The organism is Cupriavidus sp. C2SS-8b (genome assembly GCF_057073745.1).
This window is the reverse complement of the sequence record NZ_CP172717.1, coordinates 1,134,747-1,160,667: the sequence shown is the minus strand read 5'-3', so window position 1 is coordinate 1,160,667 and position 25,921 is coordinate 1,134,747. Positions and strand designations below refer to the sequence as shown.

At 66.4% G+C, this 25,921-nt stretch carries 23 protein-coding genes; 8 read left to right on the top strand and 15 right to left on the bottom strand.

Annotated features, from left to right (window positions below; all coding sequences use genetic code 11):
- Positions 1-8 precede the first annotated feature (8 nt).
- Both ACIGJB_RS22270 and ACIGJB_RS22265 read right to left on the bottom strand, forming a co-directional pair.
- Positions 9-377 (bottom strand): hypothetical protein, encoded by a 369-nt coding sequence (locus ACIGJB_RS22270; protein WP_483734448.1) that lies wholly within the window; start codon positions 375-377, stop codon positions 9-11.
- A 53-nt stretch (positions 378-430) separates the two neighbouring features.
- On the bottom strand, positions 431-1,621 hold the full coding sequence (locus tag ACIGJB_RS22265; protein ID WP_483734447.1) for an acyl-CoA dehydrogenase family protein: 1,191 nt from the start codon (positions 1,619-1,621) through the stop codon (positions 431-433).
- A 236-nt stretch (positions 1,622-1,857) separates the two neighbouring features.
- On the opposite strand from ACIGJB_RS22265, the gene ACIGJB_RS22260 reads away from it, so the two are divergent.
- Positions 1,858-3,378: a sensor histidine kinase gene (locus tag ACIGJB_RS22260; protein ID WP_483734446.1), complete on the top strand. Its 1,521-nt coding sequence runs from the start codon at positions 1,858-1,860 to the stop codon at positions 3,376-3,378.
- Here the strand turns inward: ACIGJB_RS22260 and ACIGJB_RS22255 are convergent.
- Entirely contained in the window at positions 3,375-4,010 is a 636-nt protein-coding gene (locus ACIGJB_RS22255; protein WP_483734445.1) for a response regulator transcription factor, read from the bottom strand. The genes ACIGJB_RS22260 and ACIGJB_RS22255 overlap by 4 nt on opposite strands.
- Before the next feature lie 266 nt (positions 4,011-4,276).
- On the opposite strand from ACIGJB_RS22255, the gene hpaC reads away from it, so the two are divergent.
- The 3 genes from hpaC to ACIGJB_RS22240 all read left to right on the top strand — a co-directional run bounded on the left by hpaC (position 4,277) and on the right by ACIGJB_RS22240 (position 6,741).
- The gene (gene hpaC / locus ACIGJB_RS22250; protein WP_483734444.1) at positions 4,277-4,774 is read left to right on the top strand and encodes a 4-hydroxyphenylacetate 3-monooxygenase, reductase component; all 498 of its coding nucleotides are present in this window, start codon (positions 4,277-4,279) and stop codon (positions 4,772-4,774) included.
- Positions 4,775-4,966: 192 nt separating this feature from the next.
- Positions 4,967-5,227, top strand: coding sequence for a tautomerase family protein (locus ACIGJB_RS22245; protein WP_483734758.1), 261 nt, complete (start codon positions 4,967-4,969; stop codon positions 5,225-5,227).
- A 107-nt stretch (positions 5,228-5,334) separates the two neighbouring features.
- Positions 5,335-6,741: an MFS transporter gene (locus ACIGJB_RS22240; protein WP_483734443.1), complete on the top strand. Its 1,407-nt coding sequence runs from the start codon at positions 5,335-5,337 to the stop codon at positions 6,739-6,741.
- Positions 6,742-6,916: 175 nt separating this feature from the next.
- Here the strand turns inward: ACIGJB_RS22240 and ACIGJB_RS22235 are convergent, their stop codons facing one another.
- The 3 genes from ACIGJB_RS22235 to phbB form a co-directional block, all read right to left on the bottom strand.
- Positions 6,917-8,257 (bottom strand): type II toxin-antitoxin system HipA family toxin, encoded by a 1,341-nt coding sequence (locus tag ACIGJB_RS22235; RefSeq protein WP_483734442.1) that lies wholly within the window; start codon positions 8,255-8,257, stop codon positions 6,917-6,919.
- A 5-nt stretch (positions 8,258-8,262) separates the two neighbouring features.
- Complete coding sequence (locus ACIGJB_RS22230) at positions 8,263-8,511, bottom strand: helix-turn-helix domain-containing protein (protein ID WP_483734441.1); 249 nt, start codon at positions 8,509-8,511, stop codon at positions 8,263-8,265.
- 182 nt (positions 8,512-8,693) lie between these two features.
- Positions 8,694-9,437, bottom strand: a complete 744-nt coding sequence (gene phbB / locus ACIGJB_RS22225; protein WP_483734757.1) for an acetoacetyl-CoA reductase — start codon at positions 9,435-9,437, stop codon at positions 8,694-8,696.
- A gap of 389 nt (positions 9,438-9,826) precedes the next feature.
- Here phbB and ACIGJB_RS22220 point away from each other — a divergent pair, with 389 nt between their 5' ends.
- Positions 9,827-10,819: a J domain-containing protein gene (locus ACIGJB_RS22220; protein ID WP_483734440.1), complete on the top strand. Its 993-nt coding sequence runs from the start codon at positions 9,827-9,829 to the stop codon at positions 10,817-10,819.
- Between the two features lie 107 nt (positions 10,820-10,926).
- On the opposite strand, the gene ACIGJB_RS22215 is transcribed toward ACIGJB_RS22220, so the two are convergent.
- The 3 genes from ACIGJB_RS22215 to ACIGJB_RS22205 form a co-directional block, all read right to left on the bottom strand.
- Positions 10,927-11,982 (bottom strand): alkene reductase, encoded by a 1,056-nt coding sequence (locus tag ACIGJB_RS22215; protein WP_483734439.1) that lies wholly within the window; start codon positions 11,980-11,982, stop codon positions 10,927-10,929.
- 105 nt (positions 11,983-12,087) lie between these two features.
- A complete protein-coding gene (locus tag ACIGJB_RS22210) occupies positions 12,088-12,441 on the bottom strand; it encodes an ArsR/SmtB family transcription factor (RefSeq protein ID WP_483734438.1) in 354 nt (117 codons plus the stop codon).
- Positions 12,442-12,669: 228 nt separating this feature from the next.
- Positions 12,670-14,238, bottom strand: a complete 1,569-nt coding sequence (locus tag ACIGJB_RS22205) for a fatty acid--CoA ligase (RefSeq protein ID WP_483734437.1) — start codon at positions 14,236-14,238, stop codon at positions 12,670-12,672.
- A gap of 277 nt (positions 14,239-14,515) precedes the next feature.
- Here ACIGJB_RS22205 and ACIGJB_RS22200 point away from each other — a divergent pair, with 277 nt between their 5' ends.
- The 3 genes from ACIGJB_RS22200 (at position 14,516) to ACIGJB_RS22190 (ending at position 20,021) form a co-directional block, all read left to right on the top strand.
- A complete protein-coding gene (locus tag ACIGJB_RS22200; protein WP_483734436.1) occupies positions 14,516-14,839 on the top strand; it encodes a thioredoxin family protein in 324 nt (107 codons plus the stop codon).
- Between the two features lie 211 nt (positions 14,840-15,050).
- Complete coding sequence (locus ACIGJB_RS22195; protein ID WP_483734435.1) at positions 15,051-16,184, top strand: response regulator; 1,134 nt, start codon at positions 15,051-15,053, stop codon at positions 16,182-16,184.
- 3 nt (positions 16,185-16,187) lie between these two features.
- Positions 16,188-20,021, top strand: a complete 3,834-nt coding sequence (locus ACIGJB_RS22190) for a response regulator (protein ID WP_483734434.1) — start codon at positions 16,188-16,190, stop codon at positions 20,019-20,021.
- 98 nt (positions 20,022-20,119) lie between these two features.
- Here the strand turns inward: ACIGJB_RS22190 and ACIGJB_RS22185 are convergent, their stop codons facing one another.
- From ACIGJB_RS22185 to ACIGJB_RS22160, 6 genes are all read right to left on the bottom strand, one after another.
- The gene (locus ACIGJB_RS22185) at positions 20,120-20,314 is read right to left on the bottom strand and encodes a hypothetical protein (protein WP_483734433.1); all 195 of its coding nucleotides are present in this window, start codon (positions 20,312-20,314) and stop codon (positions 20,120-20,122) included.
- A gap of 70 nt (positions 20,315-20,384) precedes the next feature.
- Complete coding sequence (locus ACIGJB_RS22180) at positions 20,385-20,729, bottom strand: hypothetical protein (RefSeq protein ID WP_483734432.1); 345 nt, start codon at positions 20,727-20,729, stop codon at positions 20,385-20,387.
- 565 nt (positions 20,730-21,294) lie between these two features.
- Positions 21,295-22,758 carry an efflux transporter outer membrane subunit gene (locus ACIGJB_RS22175; RefSeq protein WP_483734431.1) on the bottom strand — a complete coding sequence of 488 codons (1,464 nt, stop codon included), beginning with the start codon at positions 22,756-22,758 and terminating at the stop codon, positions 21,295-21,297.
- Positions 22,755-23,639 carry an efflux RND transporter periplasmic adaptor subunit gene (locus ACIGJB_RS22170; RefSeq protein WP_483734430.1) on the bottom strand — a complete coding sequence of 295 codons (885 nt, stop codon included), beginning with the start codon at positions 23,637-23,639 and terminating at the stop codon, positions 22,755-22,757. Before ACIGJB_RS22170 ends, ACIGJB_RS22175 begins: the two co-directional genes overlap by 4 nt.
- Positions 23,636-23,845, bottom strand: coding sequence for a DUF1656 domain-containing protein (locus tag ACIGJB_RS22165; protein ID WP_483711596.1), 210 nt, complete (start codon positions 23,843-23,845; stop codon positions 23,636-23,638). The genes ACIGJB_RS22170 and ACIGJB_RS22165 overlap by 4 nt, the downstream gene beginning before the upstream one ends.
- The gene (locus ACIGJB_RS22160) at positions 23,835-25,856 is read right to left on the bottom strand and encodes an FUSC family protein (protein WP_483734429.1); all 2,022 of its coding nucleotides are present in this window, start codon (positions 25,854-25,856) and stop codon (positions 23,835-23,837) included. The genes ACIGJB_RS22165 and ACIGJB_RS22160 overlap by 11 nt, the downstream gene beginning before the upstream one ends.
- Between the last annotated feature and the right edge of the window lie 65 nt (positions 25,857-25,921).

Genomic DNA, 25,921 nt, shown 5'->3' with positions numbered 1-25,921 from the left:
GGCTCGCGTCAGGCGGCTTCGGCCGGAATCTCTAGTGCGCGGCCGACGCGCGCCTCGATCTTGGCGTAGCGCCACAGGCTGTGCTCGCCGACCGGTGTGGTGCGGAACAGGTTGCAGGCCGCGACGACGGTGTCGTAGTCCTTCACGTCGGCCATGATGTACACGGTCCACGGCGACGCCGTGGAAGGCCCGACCATCAGGCGGTCGTCATCGATGGCGCCGAGGACGGAGACGCCGGGCATGGCGCCCATCGACTTCATCATGGCGCTGAATCCCTTCCACACTTCAATGCCCTGGCCGGTCGGCAGGTCGAAGAAGTTCTGCGTGATGCCGATGCAGAAAAGGACGCGCAGGGGGCTTTGGGCGGGTTGCGACATATTGGCTCCGGTCGGTATCAGGTTCGGTGTGGAGGCTGGTGCAAGGTGGCAATTCAGATGTAGCCAGGCATAGGCGGCACGCCGAGGCTGACCGCGCCGGCGGCGTCGTACAGGCCTTCGCCGAGGAAGGCGTGCTGCGTGACGACCATCGCGTCGCGCAGGTAGCGCTGCAGCGGATGGCCGTCGTAGATCGCGGCGGTACCGGCGAGCAGGTAGGCCGCCTGCACGGCGCTGGCGCCGGAGCGTGCCGCCTGCACCGCCGACAGGCGCAGCAGGCTGGTCTGTTCCGGGGTAACGTCGTCGCCCTTGAGGATCGTGTCCCAGGCGGACCCGGTGGCGTCGTAGAAGAAGGCGCGTGCCGAGCGCAGTTCGGCTTCGGCCCTGGCGACCGAAATTCGCAGGTAGGCACGGTCGGCCATCTTCGGAGCGCCGGTGATGCCGGTGCGGCCACCAGCCATGCGCAACACTTCATCCAGCGCGGCACGGGCTACGCCGAGGTTGACCACCGCCAGCACCTGCGCGGCGTAGGCAATGGACGGATAGCGGTACAGCGGTTCGTCGATGCTGGGCGCACCGCCGCGCACGAAGGTCCACTCGTCGGCGACAAAGACATCGTTGACGCGCAGGTCATGGCTGCCAGTGCCGCGCAGGCCGATCACTTCCCAGTTCTCGATGATTTCCACGTCCTGCGGACGCAGTACCGCGGTACGTGGCTTGCCGCCCTGGCCCGCGCCAATGCCGACGCCCAGGATGTCGGCGCCCTTGCAGCCGCTGGCGAACTTCCACAGGCCATTGACACGGTAGCCGCCCTCCGCCGCTTCGGCCGGCTGGATCGGGAACAATCCGCCGGCGAAGGCGACATCCGGCCCGTCGGCGTACAGCGTGGCGAGGGTCTCGCGAGGCAGGGCGGCGAGATAGACCGCTGCCGAACCGAAGCTGGCGACCCAGCCCGCGGAGCCATCGGCTTCGGAGATGGTCTCGATCAGCTTAAGGAATTCCGCAGGGGAGCACGCGTCGCCGCCGAAGCAGCGCGGCGTCGCGGCGCGGTAGACGCCCAGCTGCTTGAGGTGGGCTACCATATCGCGCGGCACGTGCCGCTTCGCATCGAACTCTTCGCGGCGGGCGCGGATCTCGGCCAGCACGCGGTCGAGCGTGGCCTGGCGCGACACGGTCGGCTCGGCAGGGGGTGTGGCAACGACGGGGCGCTCATACAGGAGGCTGTCCGTCACGGCGGAATGCAGCATGGTTGTCTCCGGTGGACGTTGTGGGCCGGCCAGGGACCGGCTTGGGGTCCGGTTCTGACGGCGTGGACCGTTGAATGCAGTCTATCGACGGGCAATGGCAGGGAACAATTGGAGCGGGGCGTGCATTGCCGGGCGGTTTTCCGGGGGTGCATAAAGGAATTACCTATACGGCGCGGGCTCCACCGGCGCTACGCTGCGGGTTAGGTTCATTCCGCCGTCATGGCTTTGGGCAACACATGTATCGATTCGGACAAGACGACTTCTTCCGCATGGTCGAGGCGCTGATATTGCGCGTGATCGTCCATGACGCCGACACCAAGTCCATCCTGTGGGCGAACCGCGCAGCGCGCGAGGCCCTGGGGTTCACGCTGGAGGAATTTCCGGCGCTGAAGGCACCGGATATGACCAGCAGTGCAGAGAAGTACCGGCGCGAGGTCGGGCTCAAGTGGCTGGACGAGGCGGCCCGCACGGGCCAGAGCGTGATCGAGTGGTGCTACCGTGCCAAGAACGGCAGCGAGATCCTGTCGGAGGCCGTCGCCACGCGCGTGTCGCTGGAGGCGCGCGACGTGCTGATGGTGCAGTTCCGCGATATCTCGGCGGAAGAAACGCTGAAGCGCGAGCTGCGCCGCTCCGAGAGCCGGCTCCGCGCATTCATGCAGGACCTGGCCGAAGGCGTGGTGGTGGTGGATCCGCACGGGCGCGTGGCCTATGTCAGCGAGTCGGGGTGCCGGGTGCTGGGACGGACGGAAGAGCAGGTGCTCGGCGCCGAATTCGACAGCTTCTGCGAAGTGCCGCTGATGCCCGTGCTGCGCGACCATGTGGCACCGGACGCGACCGCACGGGGCGCATTCTCCACGCGCTTCCAGGTGCGCACCGCTAGCGGCGAGTTTCGCTGGCACCAGGCTGTCACGCGCTACGTGGAAATCCAGGACGACGTGACCGGCTACCTGCTGCTGTTCCGCGACGTAACCGCGCAGGTCGAAGCCGAGTCACTGGAGCGCGAACGCGAGCGCGAGATCGAATACCTCGCGCGCTACAACGCGATGGGCGAAATGGCCATGACAATCGCGCACGAGCTGAGCCAGCCGCTGGCGGCCACGCGCAACTTCATCGAAGGCGCGTCCATGCGGCTCGCGAAGAACCATGCCGATCCGGAGCAGATCCGCTTCGGCCTGGAGGCGGCCGCACGCCAGGTGGAACATGCGTCGCTGATCATCAAGAGCATCCGCGAGTATGTGGTCAAGCTGGAGCAGGCCGAGGCGCTGGTCGACCTGAATGACATCGTCCATGACAGCGCCTATTTCATCTCGCTGAAGTGTGAAGAGGCCGAGGTCAGCCTGGAACTGGCACTGTCGCCAGATCCGCTGCCGATCAGCTGCGAAAAAGTGCTGATCGGCCAGGTGATCCTGAATATCGCGTTCAACGCGATCGAGGAGATGGCGGCGCTGCCAGCCGACCGGCGCACGCTGCGCATCGAGACCTGCACGACAGGCGATGATGATGACAAGGCCATGCTGATCGTGCACGACCTCGGGCGCGGGCTGCCGCAGGCGGCGAGCCAGCGAATCTTTGACGGCTTCTTCTCTGGCAAGCCCGGCGGCAACGGCATCGGGCTGGCGCTCTGCAAGAGCATCGTGTCGCGGCATCGCGGCGATATCTGGGCGCAGAATCGCGTGCCGTTCGGCACGTCGTTCGCGTTCTCGGTGCCCTTGTGCGCCGATTTGGCGGATAGCCAGGGCCGCCGCCCGGCGCGCTAGCCGAGCGCGCTGGTCTTCGACGACGCCCAGACCTCCATCACTTCCCGCACCAGCGTGGCCGTGCTCACCACGCCGAGCTTCTCGCGAATCTTGGTGCGGTGGACATCCACGGTTTTCACGCTGATGTGCAGTTCGTCGGCAATGATCTTGCTCGCCTTGCCGTCCAGCACGCGGCACAGGATCTCCTGCTCGCGCGCGGTCAGCTTGTCCAGCTTGGCGCGGATCTTCTGGCGCTGCTCGGCGCTGTCGTGCAGCTGGATGGCCTGCTTCAGCGCGCCCTGGATTTTCTCCAGCATCTGCTGCGGGTTGTAGGGCTTTTCGACGAAGTCGATGGCGCCGTTCTGCAGTGCCTTCACGGACATCGGGATGTCGCCGTGCGCCGAGACGAACAGGATCGGCAGCGTGGCGCCCCGGTCGTTGAGAATCTGCTGGAGCTGGAAGCCGCCGGTCTCGGGCATGCGTACGTCGAGTACCAGGCAGGCCGGCCGCTTCGGATCGTAGCCGGCGAGGAATTCCCGCGCGCCGGCGAAGCACTCAGCCTGGACGGACACGGTCTCGAGGAGCCAGGCCAGGGAGGTGCGGAGGTCTTTGTCATCGTCGACGATATAGACGATAGCCGAGGAAGCGGTCATGACAGGGGCAGTCTTGATAAGGCGGAATTCATTTCGGCCGGTGCGCATCTGTTGTGCGGTTTGCCGGGCAGGATGCTTGAGGTCTTAAGCGTACACCAGGGACTACCGGGTCCACGATAAAGAAAACACGTAGAAGGTGGCGTACAAGCCTGCGAATCAGGGTAGATCCTATGAATAGCGGGTGGCGGGGGCATTGCCCTAGGCTTTCGTACAAGCCGGCAACGAGGTCGGCAACCGGCCGACGCGCCCCCTAGCGAGATCACCCGATGAATGCCGTCAATCAAACCGAATTCCGCCAGGCTATGGCGCACTTGCCCGCAGGGGTCAATATCGTCACCACGCAGGGCGACGCCGGCCGGTGCGGCATCACCGCCAGCGCGGTGTGTTCGGTTACCGACTCGCCGCCGACGATCCTGGTCTGTGTCAACCGCGGCAGTGCCTCGCACGGCATTTTCCAGCGCAATGGCCGCCTCTGCGTCAATGTCCTGAACAGCGAGCAGGAGGAGCTTGCCCGGCACTTCTCCGGCATGACCAAGGTGCCGATGGAGGACCGTTTCTCCTGGGACATCTGGGATGACGGCGACGCCGACCAGCCGGCCCTGCGCGACGCCATCGTCAAGCTGCAGGGCACGATCAGCGACTGCAAGGAGGTGGGCTCGCACTCGGTCGTGTTCGTCACGCTCGACCGCGTCGCGGTCAATGGGGACAAGGGCGGCCTGGTTTATTTCAACCGCGATTTCCATCGCGTGAACGGTTCGCGATAGTCGTTCGCAGCTGCTGCCCTGTGTCCCTGAGCCAAGCGCCCCGACAGGGGCGTCTTCGTTGCATGCCTGCGAGCGTGCCGCGGTGACGACGGCCTTCGGGTGCCGCCTAAAGGAAATACGTAGGCACCCCGTCGGAACCCTCAGCCGAGCGCATACGCGACCCAATATCGCCCATTCGCGGTACGTCTTACGCTGCGCTGGGATGACCAACCCGAGTCAACCGAAGTCCAGAACCAACGAACCGCACAAAGGAGACACGCCGTGCCAGTCATGCAGATTTACCTGATCGAGGGCCGTACACAGGAGCAAAAGGAGGCCTTTATCACCGACGTTACCGACGCCGCGGTCAATGCGCTGGGCGTGGACCGTTCTTCGGTCCGGGTGATGTTCCTGGACGTACCGAAGACCGACTACGCCATCGGCGGCCAGACCGCGAAGGCACTGGGGCGCTAGGCGCCCAGCCAGCCTGGCAAGGGGTGCCACGCACTGCGGCAATACAGAGGCTTTAGCCCCCCGCGGTCGTTGCGCCCGGTATCCACAAAGGAACTAGGAGACAAGTCATGAGACCAGATGGCGATCTGACGATCGATGCCACGCAGGCCCCCACCGCATCGCGCACCCTGCAGGGCGAGCGATTCCCAGAGGCGCATACCGCCCTCGCCACCGATGCCGCGGCGGACGAAGCCGTCGTAGGAAAGATCTACCGACGCCTGATCGGCTTCCTGTTCGTGCTGTTCGTGTTTTCGTTCCTCGACCGCATCAACATCGGCTTCGCGGGACTGACCATGGGGCGCGATCTCGGGCTGTCGGCCACGGCCTTCGGCCTGGCCTCCACGGTGTTCTACGGCGCCTACATCCTGTTCGGCATTCCAAGCAACATCATGCTCGGCAAGCTCGGCGCGCGCCGCTGGATCGCCATCATCATGGCGGCGTGGGGGATCGCGTCCACCGCGACCATGTTCGCGTGGGATGCCAATAGCCTCTACCTGTTGCGCATTCTCGTCGGCATTACCGAGGCTGGCTTCCTGCCGGGCGTGCTGCTTTACATGACGTTCTGGTTTCCCGCGGCGCATCGCGCGCGTGCCAATGCCTTCTTCATGATCGCGATGCCGGTGACATCGGCGCTTGGCGCCGTCGTCTCCGGCTACCTGCTGAAGCTGGACGGCCTGCACGGGTTGCATGGCTGGCAGTGGCTGTTCATGCTGGAAGGCCTGCCGTCGGTGCTGCTTGGTGTCGCGGTCTGGCTGTACCTTGATGACACGCCTGAAAAGGCAAAGTGGCTGACCCCGGCCGAACGCGCGCGGCTGGCGGCGATGTTGGAAAAGGATGCCGCCAGCAGCCCGGCCCGGAAGGCGGGAGGGCAGGAGGTATCGCTGAGCCAGGCATTGTTCTCGCTGCCCGTCATGCAACTGGCCGTGGCCTACTTCCTGCTGGTCAACACGCTGGGCATGATCAGCACCTGGGTGCCGCAGATCGTCAAGAGCTTCAACCAGGGCAGCAGCGACCTCGCCATCGGCATGCTGACGGCGGTGCCGCATGTCGTTACCATCGCGGCGATGGTTGTGTGGGGACGCCGTTCCGACAAGCACCAGGAGCGCCGCTGGCACGTCGCGCTGCCAATGCTGTTCGCCGCGGCCGGCTGGGCGCTGACCTCGGTCGCCTCCGACCCGATGGTCAAGCTGGCCGGCCTGTGCGCAGCGTCCGCGGGCGCCTATGCTTCCATGACGATCTTCTGGACGCTGCCCGACATGGCGATGGCCGCGAACCATCGCGCCATCGGCATTGCCTTCATCAATGCGGCGGGCATTGTCGGCGCGGCGCTGAACGCGGTCATCGTTGGCTATCTGCGCGACGTGACCAGCAGCTTCACGTCGGGGCTGCTGTACGCGGCGGCGGTACTCGTGCTGGGCGCCTTGGTGGTGGTCACGTTCGCACGCGCCGGCTCGGCCGCGAAGGGCGCCGCCTGATTCCTGCGTGCCTTGCCAATCCGGCGCAAGCCGTGCCAACGTGCGGCTTGTGCCCGATGACGCAATTGCGCAAGGAAATCCACGAGGCCTTCATCGCGGGCTGCATCCTGCTGATCCCGCAACGCGCGTCGCGCCGGGCGGCTTCGTCATAGTGTCGATGCGGGCGCCAACGGGCCTAAGCGGATTCCGTCTCTTCCAGACGTTTCGCCGATGCCTCGAGGCCCTCGAAAATCCGGTCGGAAACCCGGGCCGGGAATCCGGCAGGGAGGCTTTCTGCCACGCTCGAAATCACCGAAGGAACTTTGGCAAGCAAATCCCGAAGGATCGGCTCCGCGGTTTCGCCGGCATAACACCTGGCAGCCATGGCATTGAAATGGCGGCGCCGGATATCTTTCAGGTGGTAATGGCGGTTTTTGCCATCCACTGCCATGGCCAGCTTGGCCTTGTGGTAGGAGATGTGATTCGGCCCGTCGCCGATAATCGGCCAGGCAGACAAGACATCGTAGAGTGGCGTGAGGGTGTAGCGCCCGCCTGGCAGCATATGGATGCTGAAGTTCTTGGCGTGTCCGTCGGTTGCGGCCAGCAACCAGAACAGGATTTGCGCGGACAGGAACGTTTCGAGATCCTGGTCAGGCGTCTGCGATTGCCGCAGGACTCCCGTGATGTCGACCATCCCCGGGCCGCCTTCGGCTTCGTATTTCAAATGCGGAGGCACGCCGAGCGCCTGGCAAAAGTCTTCCTGTGGCAATCGCATGATCCAGTTGCCGCTGCGATGTAGCTGCCGGTCGAACCGCTCCACGACCAGCACCTTTTGCTTGCCGAAAGTCACTATCTCGCAATCGGGCACCGGAAGCCCGAACGCCCTGACCAACTGCATGCAGAGCCATTCGTTCTCTACCGAAGTCGTCAGGTCCGCCTTGCGGTTGCCGACCAGGCCGAGCGGCAGCTTGACAATATGCGTGGTCGGCGTGGCGCCATGCGGAAGCAGCCACCGGCCTTCATGCCGGAGCAGGGCGGTTTTTTCCTGGGCGCCGGCAATGGAGATGCGGAAATCCTCGTCTTCCTTCAGCGTCCCGGGCCCCGTCGTCGTGACGGTGTTCTGTAGCAGTCTTTCGATGTCGGCATCGGACAGCGGGGTGCCTTCGATCCGGTCGACATGCTGCGGCGCCTCATCTTCCGTGAGCAGCTGAACGGCGCCCACGCAATCGCGCCCAATCGCTTCCAGCAAGTCGAAGGCATCGGTGGAGCCGGTCTGAAAGCGGGTGGCCAGCCGCCTGCGGATGTTGTCGTTATCTGGCAGGAGGTTGTCAAAGTAGTTTCGGACCCGCTCCCCCTTCAAAGGCGAGTCGTCAACACCAAACGGTAGCGACAGGGACAAGGGACGGCCCGCGGCCGATTCCATCCAGTCTTTGTCGTACTGGAACTCCATCGGACTGTGCGCAGGGATGCGCCAGGTGCCAACCCGAAGACCGTTGGCCCAGACTGACAGCGCCCGGGTGTGTGACTTTCTTCCCACTGCGCTTACCAGTCCGTCTTTTCGGATGCCGGGGCGGCGTCCTTGGACTGGATGATCAGTTCCAGCCCATAAAGGTTCACCAAAGCCAGCAGCTGTTCCGCGGAAATCGCTTTAGGCACAAGTTCCAGGGCGGACAGCCGGCTTTGGCTCAGGCCCAGCCGGATTGCGGCCTGGCCTTGCGTGAGTTTCCTGGCCCGACGCGCCGAGCGCAGAATCTGGCCCAGTTGGGGAGTCGTCGAAAGCACTTGCGTCATAGGGAATACCTGCTATACGGATAAGTCAATGTTAGCGGCATTGCAGGTAAAAGCAAGTTACCTGTATTGCGCGTATTCAAGATTTAGTCTTATTGCAGGTACTGGGCGATGGATGGCGATGCGGCGCACAGCCATGGGCAGGCCGACCCCGTACGGAATGGCTCGCCCAGGATGCTTCAGCTTCAGTCCATATGCTGCCCGCCGTTCATGGCGAGATTGGCTCCGGTCAGGTAGGCCGCGTCGTCGGAGCACAGGAAAGCCACCAGTCCCGCCACCTCTTCGGGCTTGCCAAGGCGCCCCATTGGAATTTGCGGCAGGATCTTGCTGTCCATGACGTCTTTCGGCACGGCCATCACCATCTTGGTGGCCAGATAACCCGGTGACACCGTGTTCACCGTCACGCCTTTCCTCGCGACTTCAAGGGCCAATGCCTTGGTGAATCCATGCATGCCGGCCTTTGCGGCGGAATAGTTGGTCTGACCAAAGGCGCCTTTGGAGCCGTTGACCGAAGAGATGTTGATAATGCGGCCCCAGCCGCGCTCGACCATGCCTTCGCAAAGTGGCTTGGTGACATTGAACACGGAATCGAGATTGGTCCTCATTACGGCATCCCAGTCGGGCTTGCCCATTTTCTTGAAGGCCATGTCGCGCGTGATGCCGGCATTGTTCACGAGGATGTCAACCTGACCCACATCGCCCAGGATTTTCGCCATGCATGCCTGGCAGCTTTCGAAGTCGGCCACATCGACTTCGTATGCACCCATTTCGCGACCGTTCGCTGCCATGGTGGCAAGCCATTCCTGGACCTTGGTATTGCCGGGCGAATGCGTCACCACAACCTTATGGCCTGCGTCATGCAAGCGGATGGAAATGGCCTCTCCCAGGCCGCCCATGCCGCCCGTAACGACTGCGATTTTCTTCGTCATGCTGATTTCTCCTCTGAGAGCTAAAAGACCCCGGGCCTGCGGAGTTCGCAGGCCGACGTAATGGACCGACAACGGTGATAACGCTGTAACCCTGCTGGGGAAAGGTGCTGGCCTCTTGTGACCGGTAGGGCCATGAATCCGGCCCTGACCGTTCCGCTGAGTGCTCTCTTGTAAAAATTTCCGGCGGCCGAGGAGGTTGATCTTAGCGAGGGTGATGGACAACCGGGATGTCCGGAATGCACCCCTTGTGGCGGTGCGGCAAGGGGACTTTGAAGGCGATCCGCGACACGATGCGCGTGACTTTTTATTAACTTGCAGCATAAAGCGAGATTCCCTTGTTACGTCGCCGGCGGTAAAATCGACGCGACCTTTATGCGCCGGCCGCGAGAATGCATACCCATTACGATAATCTGAAGATTTCTCGTGACGCCCCGCCCGAGGTTATTCGCGCGGCATACGAGGCATTAAGTCAAAAGCACCATCCGGACCGGAACCGGGATTCGTCCGATTCCCATCGGGTCATGACGATTATCAACTCGGCTTACGAGGTCCTGATGGACCCCGCCAGGCGCGCCCAGCACGATGCCTGGATCCTGGCGCAGGAACAGGCCGCGGCGTCGGTCCGTGCCGCGCAACGCGCCCGGCCGGCTTCCTCGGCCTCCGGGGCACCCAACGGGACGGCCTCCAAGTCAGGTTCGGCGGCGCGCCAGGCCTCTGCCGCTACCGGGGCTTCAACAGCCGCCCGGGCCTCGGGGAATGCCAAGGGCATGACCAAGCCGGCTGGGAATCGCACGATTTCAAAGTCGCTGTTCGTGCTGGTGGTGGCGGGGGTCGCGATTTACCTGATCATTCCGACCTCGCGCACGCCAGTGGAGAATTCCGGGCAGTCCGCGACGGTGCCCGCAGCGCCCGCCGAGTCGCGCACGCTTTCCGCCACGCCGGGAAAGTCGCCAGAAGCGCTGCCGCGCTATGCACGCCAGCCCACGGCGCCGAACGGCCAGTCGTGGCCGGCATGGTCCAGCTACGTTCCCGGCTATCCCATCCGCAAGACGGGGGGATTGTCGTCGCTGACGGTCGACAACTCGCGCAACCCGTCCGACGTCTTTCTGAAGGTGTTCTCGCTGGAAGGGGGCAGCCCGGTCCCGGTGCGCTTCGCGCTGATCAAGGCGGGCGCGTCCTTCGAGTTTTCCAATATGGCTTCGGGCAACTTTGATGTGCGCTTCATGGACCTGGATACCGGGCAGCTTTCCAGGTCGGAGCCCTTCGCGCTGGAAGAAATCGCTGAGGGCAATGGCACGCGATACAGCCGGATGTCGCTCACCCTGAATACCGCGCGCAGCGGCAATGCACGAACCCAGGCAATCGGCGAAAGCGAGTTTTAGGCGGGGCGTCGAGTCGCGCAGAGGCGCTCGCCAAGGGGCGGGGATCCCCTTGGCTGTCCTGATTGGCGGCCGCCGAATGGCAGCCGCGACCGGGCTTGCCGGTTCGGTCAGGCAAGCGCCGGATAGTCCGTATAGCCTTCTGCACCAGGGTGATAGAACGTCTCCGGGCGCGGCGCATTGAGCGATGCGTCGAGCTTGAGGCGGCGCGGCAGGTCCGGGTTTGCGATGAACAACTGGCCGAATGCCACGGCATCGGCTTCGCCGGCGGCCAGCACGCGCTCGGCGGTCTGCTTGGTCATCTTTTCGTTGGCGATGTAGACGCCGCCGAACGCTGCCTTCAGCGCCGGACCGAGGCGATTGTCGCCCAGTGCCTCGCGCGAGCAGATAAACGCGATGCCACGCTTGCCGAGTTCGCGCGCGACGTAGCCGAACGTCGCGGCAAGGTCGGAATCGCCCATGGTATGCACGTCGCCGCGTGGCGACAGGTGCACGCCCACGCGGTTGGCGCCCCACACCTCGATGCAGGCGTCGGTCACTTCCAGCAGCAGCCGCGCACGATTTTCGATCGGGCCGCCGTAGACGTCCGTCCGCTTGTTGGTGGAATCCTGCAGGAACTGGTCGAGCAGGTAGCCGTTGGCGCCGTGGACTTCAACGCCGTCGAAGCCCGCCTTCTTGGCATTCTCGGCACCGTGGCGGTAGGCCGCGACCACGCCCGCGATTTCCTCGGTTTCCAGCGCGCGCGGCGTGACATAGGCGCGCTGCGGGCGCACCAGGCTGACATAGCCGCCCGCCGCGATGGCGCTCGGCGCCACCGGCAGTTCGCCGTCCAGGAAGATCGGGTCGGAGATCCGGCCGACGTGCCAGAGCTGCAGGAAGATGCGGCCGCCGGCGGCGTGGACGGCGTCGGTCACCTGCTTCCAGCCTGCGACCTGCGCATCGGTCCAGATGCCCGGCGTGTCGGCATAGCCCACGCCCTGCGGGGTCACCGCGGTGGCTTCGGAAATGATCAGGCCGGCCGAAGCGCGCTGCACGTAGTACTCGGTCATCAAGGCGTTCGGCACGCGCTCGCCGCCCACCGCGCGTGAACGCGTCAGCGGCGCCATGATGACGCGGTTGGGAAGGTCGAGGTCGCCGATGCGGATGGGGTCGAAGAGAGTAGGCATAGGATCCTGGTTTTTGTCGGGAGGGAAGAACGCACGGGTCTGTGCAATGGCAAGACGCGGGTAGCGCCGGGCCGGTACGAATCTGAGCCTCAGAGCGTCAGGGCGTCAGAGGTCCTGATGGATATGGTCGAGAAAAGCCTGGATCGTCTCTTCGTCACGCTTGAAGAAAACCCATTGGCCAATGCGCCGGCCACGGATCAGCCCGGCACGCTGCAGCGTCGCGAGGTGCGCCGAGACCGTCGATTGCGACAGCCCGCAGTGCGCGTCGATCAGCCCCGCGCAGACGCCCATGTCGAGCGGGTACTCCTGCGCGGCGAAGTACGCTTCCGGCGTGCGCAGGCAGGCCAGGATGTTCCGCCGCACCGGATTGGCCAGGGCCTTGTGGATGGCATCCACGTCGATCTCTGGCTTGGCAGGGGCGGTGTCCGTCGCGGGTTGTTTCGGTGATTCGCGAACCATATATCGGGAAGCAACAAACTGTATATCGGGACTATACGATATAAGTGGGCAGTCTGCATGACCCCTTGAAGGGTGCGGGTTTGTTCAACAGATTTTTCCCACCGCCCAAGGATTTTTGTCATTCCCGCCGCATCGGCACGTTTTTTTGCACCGGTATGCGAAGAGGGCTGCCCAATTGCCCGGGCAGCCCTTGAAGTCCTTAGGCCAGTGACACCGCGCGTGCCGCCGTCAGCCGCCGCGGAGCATATGTTTCTGGATCTTGCCGCTCGTAGTCTTGGGCAGCGCGTCCAGGAAATGGTACCGACGCGGCCGCTTGTAGGCGGCCAGCCGGTCCCCTTGCAGCAGGTACGCATCAAGCTGTTCGGCACTGACCTGCGCGTCCGGCCGCGTGACGACATAGGCGCCGACCACCTGGCCCCACGTCGCATCCGATTCGCCGACGACCGCGACCTCCAGCACGGCAGGATGCTCGATCAGCGCGTCTTCCACTTCGCGCGGGTAAACGTTCTCGGCGCCCGAATTGATCATGTAGTCGATACGATCGCGGATCCAGAGGTAGCCGTCGTGGTCCAGGCTGCCCAGGTCGCCGGTGTGGTACCAGCCATGGGCTAGCGCCCGTGCGTTGGCATCGGGCCGGTTCAGGTAGCCGCGCATCATGCACGGCCCGCGCACCAGGACTTCGCCCACCTCGCCGGCTTCGCATCGCTGGGAGGGATCGGTCGGCTCGCCGTCGTCGCGCAGGCGGGCCACCACAAGGTCGTGGCCCAGCGACGGCAGGCCCGCCGAGCCCGCGTGGCTCAGTTGCTCGTGCGGATAAAGCACGGACATGCAGGGACCCATCTCGGTCGTGCCGTAGACCTGCACCAGGCCGGCGCCGATCTTGCGATCCCATTCGCGGATCAGGTGCGGGGCCATCGAGGCGCCGCCATATTCCACGAGCCGCAGCGAAGACAGGTCGCGCCGCGCCGCGTCGGGATGGTTCAGCAGCATGCCAACCATGGTCGGCGCGGCGAAGAAGTGCGTCACGCGCTCGGCCTCGACCAGCGCCCAGGCCTCCCCCGCATCGAAACGCCGCTGCAGCACCTGTGTGGCGCCGAGTTGCAACCGGGGCAGGAAGCTCGTGTGCAGCTCGGCGGTGTGGTTGAGCGGGGCCATCGACAGGCCCACGTCCTCGCGCGTCAGGCCCATGGCCTGATGCATCATCGCGTTGTGGAACAGCTTGCTGCGATGGGTATGGACCACGCCCTTGGGCCGGCCCGTGGTGCCGCTGGTGTACATGAGGATGCAGGGATCCTCCTCGTGCACGATGACCTCCGGCGCCGTGGTGGCCTGGCTGGCGGCCAGCGTGGACAGGTGGTGCGTGGCAAACGACGGCGCCTCGCCGTCGTCCGCATAGATCCGCAGCGGCGTGCCGGTGGCCTGCGCCGCGGCCTTTTCCGCGACCGTCGCGACTTCGCGCTCGAACACCAGCGCCCCGGCCTTGCCATCGTTCAGGATGTAGGCCAGTTCCTGCGCGGCCAGGCGATAGTTGACCGGGTTGAACACCGCGCCGATGCGGGCACAGGCCAGCAGCGTGAAGACGAAGGCCGGCGTGTTGTAGAGAAAGGCCGCTACGACGTCGCCCTTGCCAAGGCCGATCGAAAGCAGGGCATTGGCGTGGCGATTGACTTCGGCATCCAGGCCGGCATAGGTCCACGCGCGCCGTGCCGTACCGGTGCCGGTGACCAGCGCGGTCTTGCGCGGCAGGTAGCGCGCGGGCCAGGAAAGGGTGTCGCCAAGCGTCAGGCCGTCAGTCAACTTTGTACTCCAGGGGCGCGGGCAAGCGTGCCCATACGCCCGTTTCGTTCGCGTGAATCGCGAACTATAAGGCGGGGATTACCTGGATGTGAAATAACGATTTCCTCTTTTCTTATGCGTGAAGCGGCACACATGGCGCCCGCCGTTGCTGGAGGAAGCTGGCCTGAAGGACGGTGGCATGGCAAACTCCCCCGCCGGTACGGTAGTTGCTTCGCAGCATGCAACAAGCCGCCTGCATGGAAAGACATAACCCCCGCTTCCGGGAGGACACGCTGCGATGCCAATGACCGACCAATACCTTTCCGACGCGCCCCTGCGTGCGGAGATCGACGCCCTGCCTGGTGCCACGGTGCTTGAATTCGGCACCGGCTGGTGCGGCTATTGCCAGCGTGCCCAGCCTGCGCTGGCCCAGGCCTTTGCCAGCTACCCCGGCCTGCGGCACATCAAGGTGGAAGACGGCAGCGGCCGCCCGCTCGGGCGCTCGTTCCGGGTCAAGCTGTGGCCCACGCTCGTGTTCCTGCGCGATGGCCAGGAGGTATCGCGCCTGGTCAGGCCCGCCGATGCCGCGCCCATTCTGGAGGCCATGGCGGCCATTGCCTGAGTCCGCCCGGCTTGCCGGGCTCCCCCGGAGCAAAGATAAGCGTGCTTGCAATCCCCGCTTCAGGAGGGAACAGGTTTCGCTCGTTCCGGCCGATTCTTCGATTGGCGAACCCTGCGGGTGGCAGCACTCCCCGTGGGCGCCTGGTCCCTGAATCCGGCACATGGCTGCTTCGCACATCGGCGAGGCGGCCGGCCAATCCTAAGCCTTGAACATGAGCGCCGACAGCCCCGAGCAGCGACCCACCGTCCTAGTCGTCGACGACATTCCCGAGAACATTGCCGCCATGGTGGCAATGCTGCAGGACCAGTACCGCGTGCGCGTGGCCAACCGCGGCGCCAGGGCGCTGCAGCTGGCCGCCTCGTCGGCGCCGGACCTGATCCTGATGGACGTATCGATGCCCGAGATGGATGGCTATGAAACCTGCCGCCAACTCAAGGCCAACCCGGCCACCGCGCATGTCCCGGTGATCTTCCTGACCGCCCGCACGGACGAACGCGATGAAGCGCGCGGGTTCGAGGTCGGCGCGGTCGACTACATCATGAAGCCGGTCAGCCCGCCCGTGGCCCGCGCCCGCATTGCCAGCCAGCTCACGCTCAAGCAGGCGCACGATTTCCTGCGCGACCGGTCGGCGTACCTGGAGGCCGAGGTTCAGCGGCGCACGCGTGAAATCACGCAGATCGAAGACGCCACCATCATTGCGCTGGCCGCGCTGGCCGAAACGCGCGACAACGAGACCGGCAACCATATCCGCCGGACCCAGCACTACGTCAGGGCCCTGGCCCGCGCGCTGCGCCACGACCCGCGCTTCAGCGCGCAGCTGGACGACCGCACCATCGACCTGCTGTTCAAGTCCGCGCCGCTGCACGATATCGGCAAGGTCGGCATTCCGGATCGGATCCTGCTCAAGCCCGGCAAGCTGACCGCGGAAGAATTCGAGACCATGAAGTCCCACACGCTGCTGGGACGCGATGCCATTGCCGATGCCGAGGCCCAGTGCGGCACGGGCGATTCCTTCCTGCGCTATGCACGCGAAATCGCCCAGTACCACCATGAGAAATGGGATGGCACCGGCTATCCGGAGGGGCTTGCCGGCGATGCCATTCCCGTATCGGCCCGCCTGATGGCGCTGGCCGATGTCTATGACGCGCTGATTTCACGGCGCGTCTACAAGCCGGCCTTCTCGCACCAGGACGCCGTGCGAATCATCCTGGAAGGCCGCGGCCGGCATTTCGACCCCGGCATGGTCGACGCATTCGAGGGCATCGCCGACGATTTCCACGCCATTGCGCTGCGCTTTGCCGATCCCGCGGACGCGCCGCAGCGCCAGGCCGTGCCCGCCATCTGAACGATGTCCAAGCCCGATTCCCACGCAGGCTTCTGGCTGCGCGGCTCGCTGCCGGCCTACGGCGCGCTGCTAATCCTGGCGGTCTGGCTGGTGGCGTTCGCCGCCATGTCAATGGTGCGCCAGAACGAGCAGGCCAGCGTCGGTGCGCGCCTGGGCGCCACCGTGAACACCACCGCGCGCCAGCTTGAGACCTGGGCCGCCGACCAGCGTCGCCGCGCCGTCTCCATGAGCACGCTGGACGAGACAGTGCGCCTGGCGCGGCCGCTGCTGGCCAAGGGCGCGCAGCCCAGTCCCGAGCAATTGCGCGACTTCATCAACTGGATCACGCCGCTGTACCGCTCCAACGGCTATATCGGCTACGGCCTGATCACGATGGATAACCGCATACTGGTGTCGGACCTGGCCGAGCGCAACGGCAAGACGCTGCAGCCCGAAGCCGCCGCCACCGCGACGCGTGCGCGTGAGAACGGCGCGTCGGTGTCGGCGCCGTACCCGGGGCCGCTGCTCCAGGACGGGCCGGTCGGACCGGCGGGCCACAGTCCGTTCCAGATCGTGTGTTCGCGCCTGTGGGACCATGATCGCGTGGTCGGCGCGCTATGCCTGCGCATCGATCCGTATGCCGTGATGCTGCAGATCCTCAAGGCCGCGCGCTTCGGCAACTCGGGCGAGCTGTATGTGATCGACCGCGACGGCCGCCTCAGTTCGCCGAGCCGCTTCGACGAGACGCTGGCCGGACAGGGGCTGCTCCAGCCAGGCGATGCTTCCATGTTCAACCTGCGCCTGCGCGTGCCGACCGACCTGGGCAACGGCCGCTGGCGTGCCGCCGATGACGCGCCGCTGACGAACATGGCGCAGCAGGTGCTGCAATCGGAAACCCTGCAGCTGGCCTTTGGCTACCGCGACTACCGCGGCCAGCGCGCGGCCGGGGCGGGGCTATGGATACCGGCACTAGGGTGCGGGCTGATCCTGGAGCAGGACATGGAGGAGGCGCTCAGCTCCTACCTGTCCACGCGCACCGTGGTGGCCAGCATGGCGGGCGCCATCATGCTGCTGATCGCCGTGGCGGCCTGGGCCCTGCGCAAGAGCCAGCACAAGCTGGCGCAGAGCGAAGAGCGGCTGCGCGCCTTGCTGGACCATTCGCCGGCCATCATGCACCTGAAGGACCGCAACCATGCCTTCCTGCAGCTCAATCCGTCCCTGGAGGCCCTGCTCGGGCAAGAGCGCGATGCGCTTCTGGGCAAGACCGACCGCGAGCTCGCGGTCATGCCCGGCGGCACGCAGGAGCGCTGGGAGATCGAGGAACGCGTGATGGCCACCGGCCAGGCCGAAGAGCAGATCTACGCGCTGGCCTCGCCGGAAGGCACCCGCCAGCTGCGGATGATGCGTTTCCCGGTACAGGACCCGACCAGCAAGGCCGTGGTGGGAGTGGGCGCGGTAGGCATCGATATTACCGAGCAGGAGCGTGCCAATCGCGAACTGAAGGAGATGTCGCAGACGCTCGAGCACAAGGTGTGGGAGCGCACCCGTGAGCTGGCCGTGGCCAACGCCGAGCTGGCCAAGGCCAAGAACGAAGCCGAGTCCGCCGCCCAGGCCAAGGCGAGCTTCCTGGCTAATATGAGCCACGAGATCCGGACGCCGATGAACGCGGTGATCGGCATGGCGCACCTGGCGCTTAGCACCGATCTCGACTCCCAGCAGCGCGACTACATCGAGAAGATCCAGCGTGCGGGCCAGCACCTGCTCGGCATCCTGAACGACATCCTGGACCTGTCGAAGATCGAGGCCGGCAAGCTGGAGATCGAGCAGATCGATTTTTCGCTGGAGCGCCTGCTGCGCACGGTCGGCGACCTCGTCAGCGAACGCGCCGCCGCCAAGCAGCTGGAACTGGTGGTCGACGTGCAGCGCGACGTGCCCAATTCGCTGCGCGGCGATCCGCTGCGCATCCGCCAGGTGCTGATCAACTTCACCACCAATGCGGTCAAGTTTACCGAGCGCGGCGAGATTGCCATCCGCGTCGCGCGCTGCGCCGGCGAAGACGCCGAGACGCGGGTCCGGCTGCATTTCGAGGTGCGCGATACGGGCATCGGTATCGATGCCGATGCCATGCCGCGACTGTTCCGCAGCTTCGAACAGGCGGACAGCTCCACCACGCGGCAATATGGCGGCAGCGGACTGGGGCTGGCCATCAGCCAGCGCCTGGTCACGCTCATGGGCGGCACGATCGGCGTGCAGAGCGAGGCCGGCAAGGGCAGCACATTCTGGTTCGAGCTGTCGCTGCTGCCGGGCACCAGGTGGGCGCCGGCACTGCTGGTGCAACCCGAACTCGCAGGGCGCCGCCTGCTGGTGGTCGATGACCACGGCTATGCGCGCCAGGTGATTGCCTCCATGCTGCGCGGCTTCGGCTTCCGCGCGGACGAAGCCGAATCGGGCGAAAAGGCGCTGGCCGCGATCCAGCATGCGGATGCCGTGTCCGATCCCTACCATGCGGTCTACATCGACTGGCGCATGCCCGGGCTGGACGGCATCGAAACCGTGCGCAGGCTGGCCGCGATGTCGTTGCAGGGCCAGCGTCCGCGCCCGCTGATGATTACCGCCAACGGCCGCGAAGAGGTCGTGCGCGAAGGCCAGCGCAATGGCTTCGAGACCGCGCTGCACAAGCCGGTCAGCCCGTCGGTCCTGTTTGACGCGACCATGCGCGTGCTGGCGTCGGAGCCGGGGCGCATGGCCGACCGGGGCGCACCGAAGTCCGTGACGGGGCCAGGCTGGACGCTGCCGCATGCGCGCGTGCTGCTGGTCGAAGACAACGAGATCAATCGCGAGGTCGCCACCCACCTGCTCCAGCAGGCCGGCATCACGCCCGATACGGCGGCGAACGGCGCGATCGCACTCGAACTGCTGGCCGGGCAGGACTACGACCTGGTGCTGATGGACATGCAGATGCCGGTCATGGACGGCTTCGAAGCCACGCGCCACATCCGCGCCAATCCTCGGCTGGCGTCGATGCCCGTGGTGGCGATGACGGCCAACGCCTTGCCCGAAGACCGCAACCGCTGCCTGGCGGCGGGCATGGACGACCATATCCCCAAGCCCATCAGTCCCGCCACCTTCTTCACGACGCTGCACCGCTGGCTGACCGGCACGCCGTCAAGGACTGGCGCCGGCACGCACGAGGCCGCAGGCTGGCATGACGATCCGCACGTCGTGCACGACGCAATCGTGGCACGCCCAGGGAATGCGCCGGACTGGACCCTCGCATTGGCTGCCACGGGCCTGGTCGATGTCGATGGCGCCGTCGCCCGGGTGGGCGGGAGCATCGACACGTTCCGCCAGTTGCTGAAACGCCTGCTTTCAGGCTATGCCCGCACACCGGAGCGGATCGCCGAGTTGCTGCGGGGCGGCGAGCCTACCGAGGCCGCGCGCCTGGCGCACACGCTGGCCGGACTGGCCGGCAACCTTGGCGCCAGGCACGTTGCCGGGGCCTCGGCATCGCTGGAGTGCGCGCTGACGGGAATGGGGTCGGAAGATCCGTCTGCCTTGCTGCAGACGCTGGAACAGGCGCATGCCAGCCTGTGCGAAGCCTTGCGCGAGCACCTGCCGCCGGATACCCCGGAACCCGCCGGCCCGGTTTCCACCCAGTCCGTCAGTACCGCGGACGTCCTCGACTGTCTGCGCCGCCAGCTGGCCGATGGCGCCAGCGAGGCCAGCCTGACGCTTGTGGCCCACCGTCAGCGGCTGGCGGATGCGTTGGATGCCGATCGCTTCGGCCGCCTGTGCGAGGCGGTGGAGAACTATGACTTCGACGGGGCGGTGGAGATTCTGGCTGACGGGGAAGGCTAGGGACGCGCCTTGGTGGATCGGGCAAACGAGCCGCACGGATAGCGCAGTCCGGCAGGTTGGCTACAGCGGCATCAACGGCCGTGCGGCCACCGCGCTGATCAACCGTGGTGCGTAGCGCCGGGCGCGCTCGCCGCCGTGATTCTGGTCGGACGCTGGTGGGTGCCGGTGCACGGATGCGCCGCTCGCGCCGCTGCGCGACCGCGCTCGATGACGGCCCAGTCGGGGCCGGCCATGGCGGGCCACGCCGCCGTGACAGCCGCGGCGCCAAGCAGCGCCAGCAGGATGGTCTTCATTGCGATCTCTGGAAGGAATGGTGCGCGCAGGCTTCGTGGCAAACGAGGCCTGCGCCGGTATGCGTTCTGATTACGCGTTGGCGTCCGAGAGCGCTGCGCCATGTGCGGGCGGCGCAGACACGCCGGAGTGGTCCATGCCAGCGATGTTCATGCCGGCACCCGCGCTGTGGCCGCCGTCGGTGAAGGCGTCGCGCTTGTCGGTGACGTGGCCGCCGTCGGTGAACGGGTCACGCTTGCCGATGGCGTTGGCGCCGTCCGTGAACGGGTCGGGCTTACCTTGGCGCATTACGTAGCCGTAGCGGTCCCCGGAGATGCCACGGTCCTGCATGCCTTGGGCGCAAGCCTGGCCGGCGATGGCGCTGGCACCGAGGATGATGGCGGAAAGGAGGAGGGCGTTGAGAGTCTTGTTGTGCATGGTTGCTGCTTCTTCTGACTGATTTCAGGCGGCATTCCCCGTGTGACTGGTGGGGGCGCGGGGCGGCGGATCTGCCGCCCTGCATGCCGTCCAGTTCGCCTTGTGAGCGGTGCCGTAGTGTTTTTTGTGCGGCACGGAAGCTAGTGTAATCACGCACAGCTATTCCGATGATGATTTAAATGGCGATTTTGAAGTCGTTTTTTTCATCGTTTGGATCGGCCTTCCGGCGCACGCTCAGGGTTACCCCGCTCCATCGCCGGGCGTGCCGTGCGTAGGGTCTCGGCGGGAGTCTTCGGCCACCGTTGCGCCGGCAGGCGGCCGGGCCTTGCGCCCCGGCTTCCCGCGGCGCATGCGCTGGCGTGCAGCGCCAGGATGGGCAATCGGCATACCGGGGAAATGACTGAGTGGGCGGTGGGGGCCGGGCAACGGAGGGTTCCATGCGCCGTCATGGCGCACGCTTCGCCTTCAGTCAGGGCTGGAGGGGTGACCGGGAGGCGTTGCTGCGCCGTGCCGGAGCATGGTCGCGTCTGGCGGACTATCCGATTTTGGCAACGGGTGCGGGGCGCTAGCCCGGCGTTGCGCCGGTGGCGGCACGCGGATCGGGAGGTTTTGACTGCTGCCACCCCCCGCCAAGCGCCAGGAACAGATCGATCTGCCGCATGGCCACCAGGCTGTCCGACTCCGCCACGGCGGCCTCGGCATCGGCCAGCGACCGTTCCGCATCCAGCCGTGCCAGGTAAGGGGTCCGGCCAGCCTCATAGCGCCGCCGTTCCTGCCGCGCTGCATCCGCGGCCTGGTCGCGCGCCAGGCGCAGCGCCTGCTGGCGCTCCAGCGCGCGCGTGTAGGCGCTGAGCGCGGTTTCCGTCTCCTGCAGGGCCCGCAGCACCACCCCATCAAAGTGCGCCAGCGCCGCATCCGCGCCGGCTTCCATGCGCGCAATGCGCGGCCGCACGCCGTTGGTCGGGAAATTCCAGCTCAGCATCGGACCGAGGCTCCAGCGCGCCGTGGGCCCGCTGCCGAGATCGCTCAGCAGCCCGGTCAGGCCGGCCGACGCGCCGATCCGGATGCTCGGATACAGGTCGGCCGTGGCTACGCCGATCTTTGCCGTGGCCGCGGCCAGTTCGCGTTCGGCCTGGCGGATATCGGGCCGGCGCTTGAGCAGCGCGGCGCCGTCGCCCACTGGCAGTGGCTGTGTCAGTGCCGGTTCCTCATGGCATTCGATGTCCTTTGGCGCCAGCGCCGCCGGCGGCTTGCCGAGCACCAGCGCCAGCTTGAACCTGGCCGCTTCGCGCGCGGCCTCCAGCGGGGGCAAGGCAGCGCGCAACGCATCGGCGCGCGATCGGGCGCGGATGGCATCGGTGGGCTCGGCGCGGCCCGCGGCCGCCAGCCTTTGCGTAGCGTCGGCCGCGCGCGCCTGCAGCGCGATCTGCTCGCGAGCAACTTCCAGTTCGTGGCTGGCTGCGCAACCCTGCACGTAGGCGCGGACTGTCTGCGCGACCACGCCGACGCGGGCCAGCTCCAGGGCGGCCTCGCTGGCCTGCACGTTCGCATGCGCGGCTTCGTCGGCCCGCGCGAGCTTGCCGAAGAAATCGATCAGGTAGGACACGCCCGGGCCGATATCGCCCAGGTTGAAGACCGGCGGCTTGGTGGTCTGCAGATAGCTCTCGCCCGATAGCTGGGCCCGCGCCAGGCTCGCGCCGATGCCGCCCTGCGGCAGGTTCTCGGCCTCGACCTCGTGGAACGCGGCCGTGGCCCGGCGCAGGTTGGCCGACGCCACGCGGAGGTCGGTATTGGCCGCCAGCGCTTCGCGCACCAGGCGGTCGAGGCGCGGGTCGTCATAGAGCTGCCACCACGCGTCGGGAACGGGGCCGACCGATACTGCCGGACTCGATGCGCCCGTGAGTTTGCCGTTGGCGTCGGGCGTGCGGACCGCTGCACGATCCGGGACGTGGTAGTCGGGGCCGACCGTGGTGCAGGCGAACAGCAGCGGGACCAGCGGCACCAGCCACGCGCAATGCCATGTCTTCACGGGCGGTGCCCCGCGGAGGGTTGCTGCACGGATACCGTGGCCGTGCGTCCCGACACCAGCCGCACGTCCGCGGGGACCGCGTCGAGCGTGATGCGCACCGGCACGCGCTGCGCCAGCCTTACCCAGTTGAACGTCGGGTTCACGTTGGGCAACAGGTTGGATCCGGCGCTGCGATCGCGGTCCTCGATACCGGCCGCAATGCTCTGCACATGCCCGCGCAGGTGGCGCGGCTCGCCCATGATGTGCACATCCACCGGGCTGCCGATGCGGATGCGGTGCAGCTTGGTTTCCTCGAAATAGCCTTCCACATGGAACGACGCCGCATCGACCATGGACAAGACCGGCCGTCCGGTCGAGACATAGTCGCCCAGGCGCGGCAGGCGGTCATTGAGGTAGCCGTCGGCGGGGCTCAGCACGCGGGTGCGCTCCAGGTTCAGGCGGGCCAGGCGCACGCTGGCGTCGGCCTGGGTGAGCGCGGCTTCGGCCTGTTCGACGCGGGCGCGCCCCTGTTCGGCGACTTCGCCGGCGACCAGGCCATCGAGCGACCGGTTGCGCGCGGATTCGCGCCGCGCCTGCGCCAGCGTTGCGCGCAGGGCGGCGGCATTGGCCGTGGCCTGCTGCAGCGCCAGCGCGTAGCGGTCGCGGTCGATCTCGAACAGTACCTCGCCGCGCCGCACCGGCTGGTTGTCGCGCACCAGCACGCGCGTCACCAGTCCCGAGACATCGGGGGCGATCTGGACGATATCGGCGCGCACGTGGCCATCGCGCGTCCAGGGTGCGGCCGTGTAGTAGTCCCACAGGTGCCGCAGCACCACGACAGCGGCGACGACTGCCACCAGCGTGGGCAGCAGCTTGAGGACGGAGCGAGTTCTTGGTGTCATGTCGGCAGCTTGAGACCGAGGGCGACCACGCCGCCCAGGACAATCACATAGAGGCAGAGATTGAAGAGAGAGCGATGCCACACGTGCCGGTAGAAGCCCACGCGCGCCAGCAGCAGGCGCACGCACGTCGTGAGCGCGAAGGCGGCGAGCATCACCACCAGCAGGGCCGGCACGAATACGCCGTACAGGTCGATCTCAGTGTTCAACGCCAGCTCCTGAAGCGGTCGTGACGGACATGGCGGCCATGTCCGGCTCATGCAGCGTGACGCGCAGGACCACCAGCGCGGCAATGGCGTCGTCATGATTGCCGGGCAGCGCGCCGACCTGGGCCATGGCTGCATCGATACTGCCCGGCAGCGCGGCGGATGTCGCTATGGCGTCCGCGTGGCGAAGGCGTGCGCGGTAGTGGCGCGCCACCAGTGCCAGCACGCGCCGCACCGGACGTCGCGCGGCCGATGGCATGGACGGCAGCGCGCGTCGCAGCGCCAGCGCGCAAAAGCCCACATGCAGTTCGTTGAATCCATCGGGGCCCGTACTGCTGGCGCCGAGCCGCGGGACCAACTGGCCGAGGCGGTCCAGCATGCGCGCGCCAAGCTTGGCGTCATGGTCCGCGCCGGGCCAGGCGGCGGCGCCGGCCAGGTCCTGCCAGCTTGCGCGGATCAGCCGGTGCGCGGCCACGCTGGCGCCGAACGGACGCGTCGCCAGGGCCCACAACGGCGCGAACAGCATGGCCGCGGCATTGACCAGGCTGCCGTTGAAGGTGCCGAGGAAATTGGCGTCGTAGACGCTCTGGATATTGGCGAACGAAGCGGTGTTCACCGACAACAGCATCGCGATCAGGTTGAAGCCCGGACGGGCGATCAACATGCCGATGCCGAGGTAAGGCACGGCCAGCATCCCCGCCAGCGTCTCGAAGCTCTGCGCGTGCGGCACCACCAGGAACAGGTAGAACGAGGCCACCACCAGGCAGACGGCACTCCAGCGCAGGAAGGAGCGCGCCACCGGCCGCGGCTCGTCGATGGTGGCAAAAAAGCAGCAGGCAATGGACGCCACCGCGACCGCGCCGGCGCCCTCGGTCCATCCGGAAAAGATCCAGAGCAACCCGGCACAGAACACGGCCAGGCCCGTGGAGACAGCACCAAACAACAGCATGCCGTGGTCATGATGGTGGGCACTTCCGGCGGGTACCGCGTCAGCGGCCGGCATCGCGCTGAGCGTCGGAAACGGCCGGTCGGGCCGGTCGCCGATACCGTGCTGCAGTGCTGCGCAGTCCGCGCATAGCGCCGCCAGCCGGGCGAGCTGGCTGCTTGCCGCCGTCAACAGGCGTCCATGCCAGCCATCCGTGGCGGCATCAGCCATTGCGGTTCGGTCGACCTGTGGTGCAGGACCCGTCATCCCCGTTCGCAGCCACTGCGACAGCCTGGCCAGTACGAGCGAGAGCGAGTCGGGTACACCGGCCGGATGCCTGCGCAGCGCTTGCAGCACCGCGGACAGCGCGGACAGCAGCGGCATCAGCGCGGTCATGCGCGTGCGCAGCGCACGGGCATGACGCAGCGACGCGGCGCTCTCGGTGTCGTAAGAAAGCTGGGCAATCAACTGGTCCAGCGCCAGGATGTCGGCCGCGAGCCGGTGGCGGCCGGCGTCGGCGCGCGGGTCCGCGCACAGGATGTCGTCCGCCCACGCGGCGGCGTCCGCCAGCCAGCTCGCAGCACGCGCGCGCAGGGCCGGCGCCACTTTGGCCGGCAGGAGGATCGACCCGACCAGCCCCGCGCAGACAATGCCGATCACGATCTCTTCGATGCGCGCCACGGCGACATCGAAGATCTGCGCGGGCTGGTCCACCGCCGGCAGCGCCACGATCGGCAGCGTATAGGCCGCCAGCAGGAACACATAGGCGCGCGGCGAGCGCTGCAGCGTGGACAGGTAGACCAGCGCGACGATCCACAGCGAGATGGCGGCCATCAGCACGATCGGCATATTGACCAGCAGCGGCACGGTGGCCACTGCCGCCGCCGCGCCCAGCACCGTTCCCGCCACGCGATAGGCGGCCTTGGAGCGCGTGGCGCCGGTCAGCGGATGCGAGACGAAATACACCGTCGCCATGGCCCAGTAGGGGCGCGGCAGGCCGAGGGCCAGCGCGATATAGAGCGCGAGCATGGCGGCCAGGAATGCCTTCAGCGAAAACAGCCACTGTCGGGCCATTGGCCGCATCGCCATGGGTAGGAATCGCACAGTTCGTGATTGGGGGCGCATCGTGTGCGCCTGGCCGGTCTGGTTGCCGG

What these genes read in the sequence shown, in the direction of transcription:
- ACIGJB_RS22180 (WP_483734432.1), bottom strand. Translation starts at nt 20,729, where the DNA reads ATGCACAACAAGACTCTCAACGCCCTCCTCCTTTCCGCCATCATCCTC.
- ACIGJB_RS22265 (WP_483734447.1), bottom strand. Translation starts at nt 1,621, where the DNA reads ATGCTGCATTCCGCCGTGACGGACAGCCTCCTGTATGAGCGCCCCGTC.
- ACIGJB_RS22160 (WP_483734429.1), bottom strand. Translation starts at nt 25,856, where the DNA reads ATGGCGATGCGGCCAATGGCCCGACAGTGGCTGTTTTCGCTGAAGGCA.
- ACIGJB_RS22200 (WP_483734436.1), top strand. Translation starts at nt 14,516, where the DNA reads ATGCCAATGACCGACCAATACCTTTCCGACGCGCCCCTGCGTGCGGAG.
- ACIGJB_RS22210 (WP_483734438.1), bottom strand. Translation starts at nt 12,441, where the DNA reads ATGGTTCGCGAATCACCGAAACAACCCGCGACGGACACCGCCCCTGCC.
- ACIGJB_RS22215 (WP_483734439.1), bottom strand. Translation starts at nt 11,982, where the DNA reads ATGCCTACTCTCTTCGACCCCATCCGCATCGGCGACCTCGACCTTCCC.
- ACIGJB_RS22230 (WP_483734441.1), bottom strand. Translation starts at nt 8,511, where the DNA reads ATGACGCAAGTGCTTTCGACGACTCCCCAACTGGGCCAGATTCTGCGC.
- ACIGJB_RS22170 (WP_483734430.1), bottom strand. Translation starts at nt 23,639, where the DNA reads ATGACACCAAGAACTCGCTCCGTCCTCAAGCTGCTGCCCACGCTGGTG.
- ACIGJB_RS22195 (WP_483734435.1), top strand. Translation starts at nt 15,051, where the DNA reads ATGAGCGCCGACAGCCCCGAGCAGCGACCCACCGTCCTAGTCGTCGAC.
- ACIGJB_RS22185 (WP_483734433.1), bottom strand. Translation starts at nt 20,314, where the DNA reads ATGAAGACCATCCTGCTGGCGCTGCTTGGCGCCGCGGCTGTCACGGCG.
- ACIGJB_RS22190 (WP_483734434.1), top strand. Translation starts at nt 16,188, where the DNA reads ATGTCCAAGCCCGATTCCCACGCAGGCTTCTGGCTGCGCGGCTCGCTG.
- ACIGJB_RS22270 (WP_483734448.1), bottom strand. Translation starts at nt 377, where the DNA reads ATGTCGCAACCCGCCCAAAGCCCCCTGCGCGTCCTTTTCTGCATCGGC.
- phbB (WP_483734757.1), bottom strand. Translation starts at nt 9,437, where the DNA reads ATGACGAAGAAAATCGCAGTCGTTACGGGCGGCATGGGCGGCCTGGGA.
- ACIGJB_RS22260 (WP_483734446.1), top strand. Translation starts at nt 1,858, where the DNA reads ATGTATCGATTCGGACAAGACGACTTCTTCCGCATGGTCGAGGCGCTG.
- ACIGJB_RS22240 (WP_483734443.1), top strand. Translation starts at nt 5,335, where the DNA reads ATGAGACCAGATGGCGATCTGACGATCGATGCCACGCAGGCCCCCACC.
- hpaC (WP_483734444.1), top strand. Translation starts at nt 4,277, where the DNA reads ATGAATGCCGTCAATCAAACCGAATTCCGCCAGGCTATGGCGCACTTG.
- ACIGJB_RS22220 (WP_483734440.1), top strand. Translation starts at nt 9,827, where the DNA reads ATGCATACCCATTACGATAATCTGAAGATTTCTCGTGACGCCCCGCCC.
- ACIGJB_RS22255 (WP_483734445.1), bottom strand. Translation starts at nt 4,010, where the DNA reads ATGACCGCTTCCTCGGCTATCGTCTATATCGTCGACGATGACAAAGAC.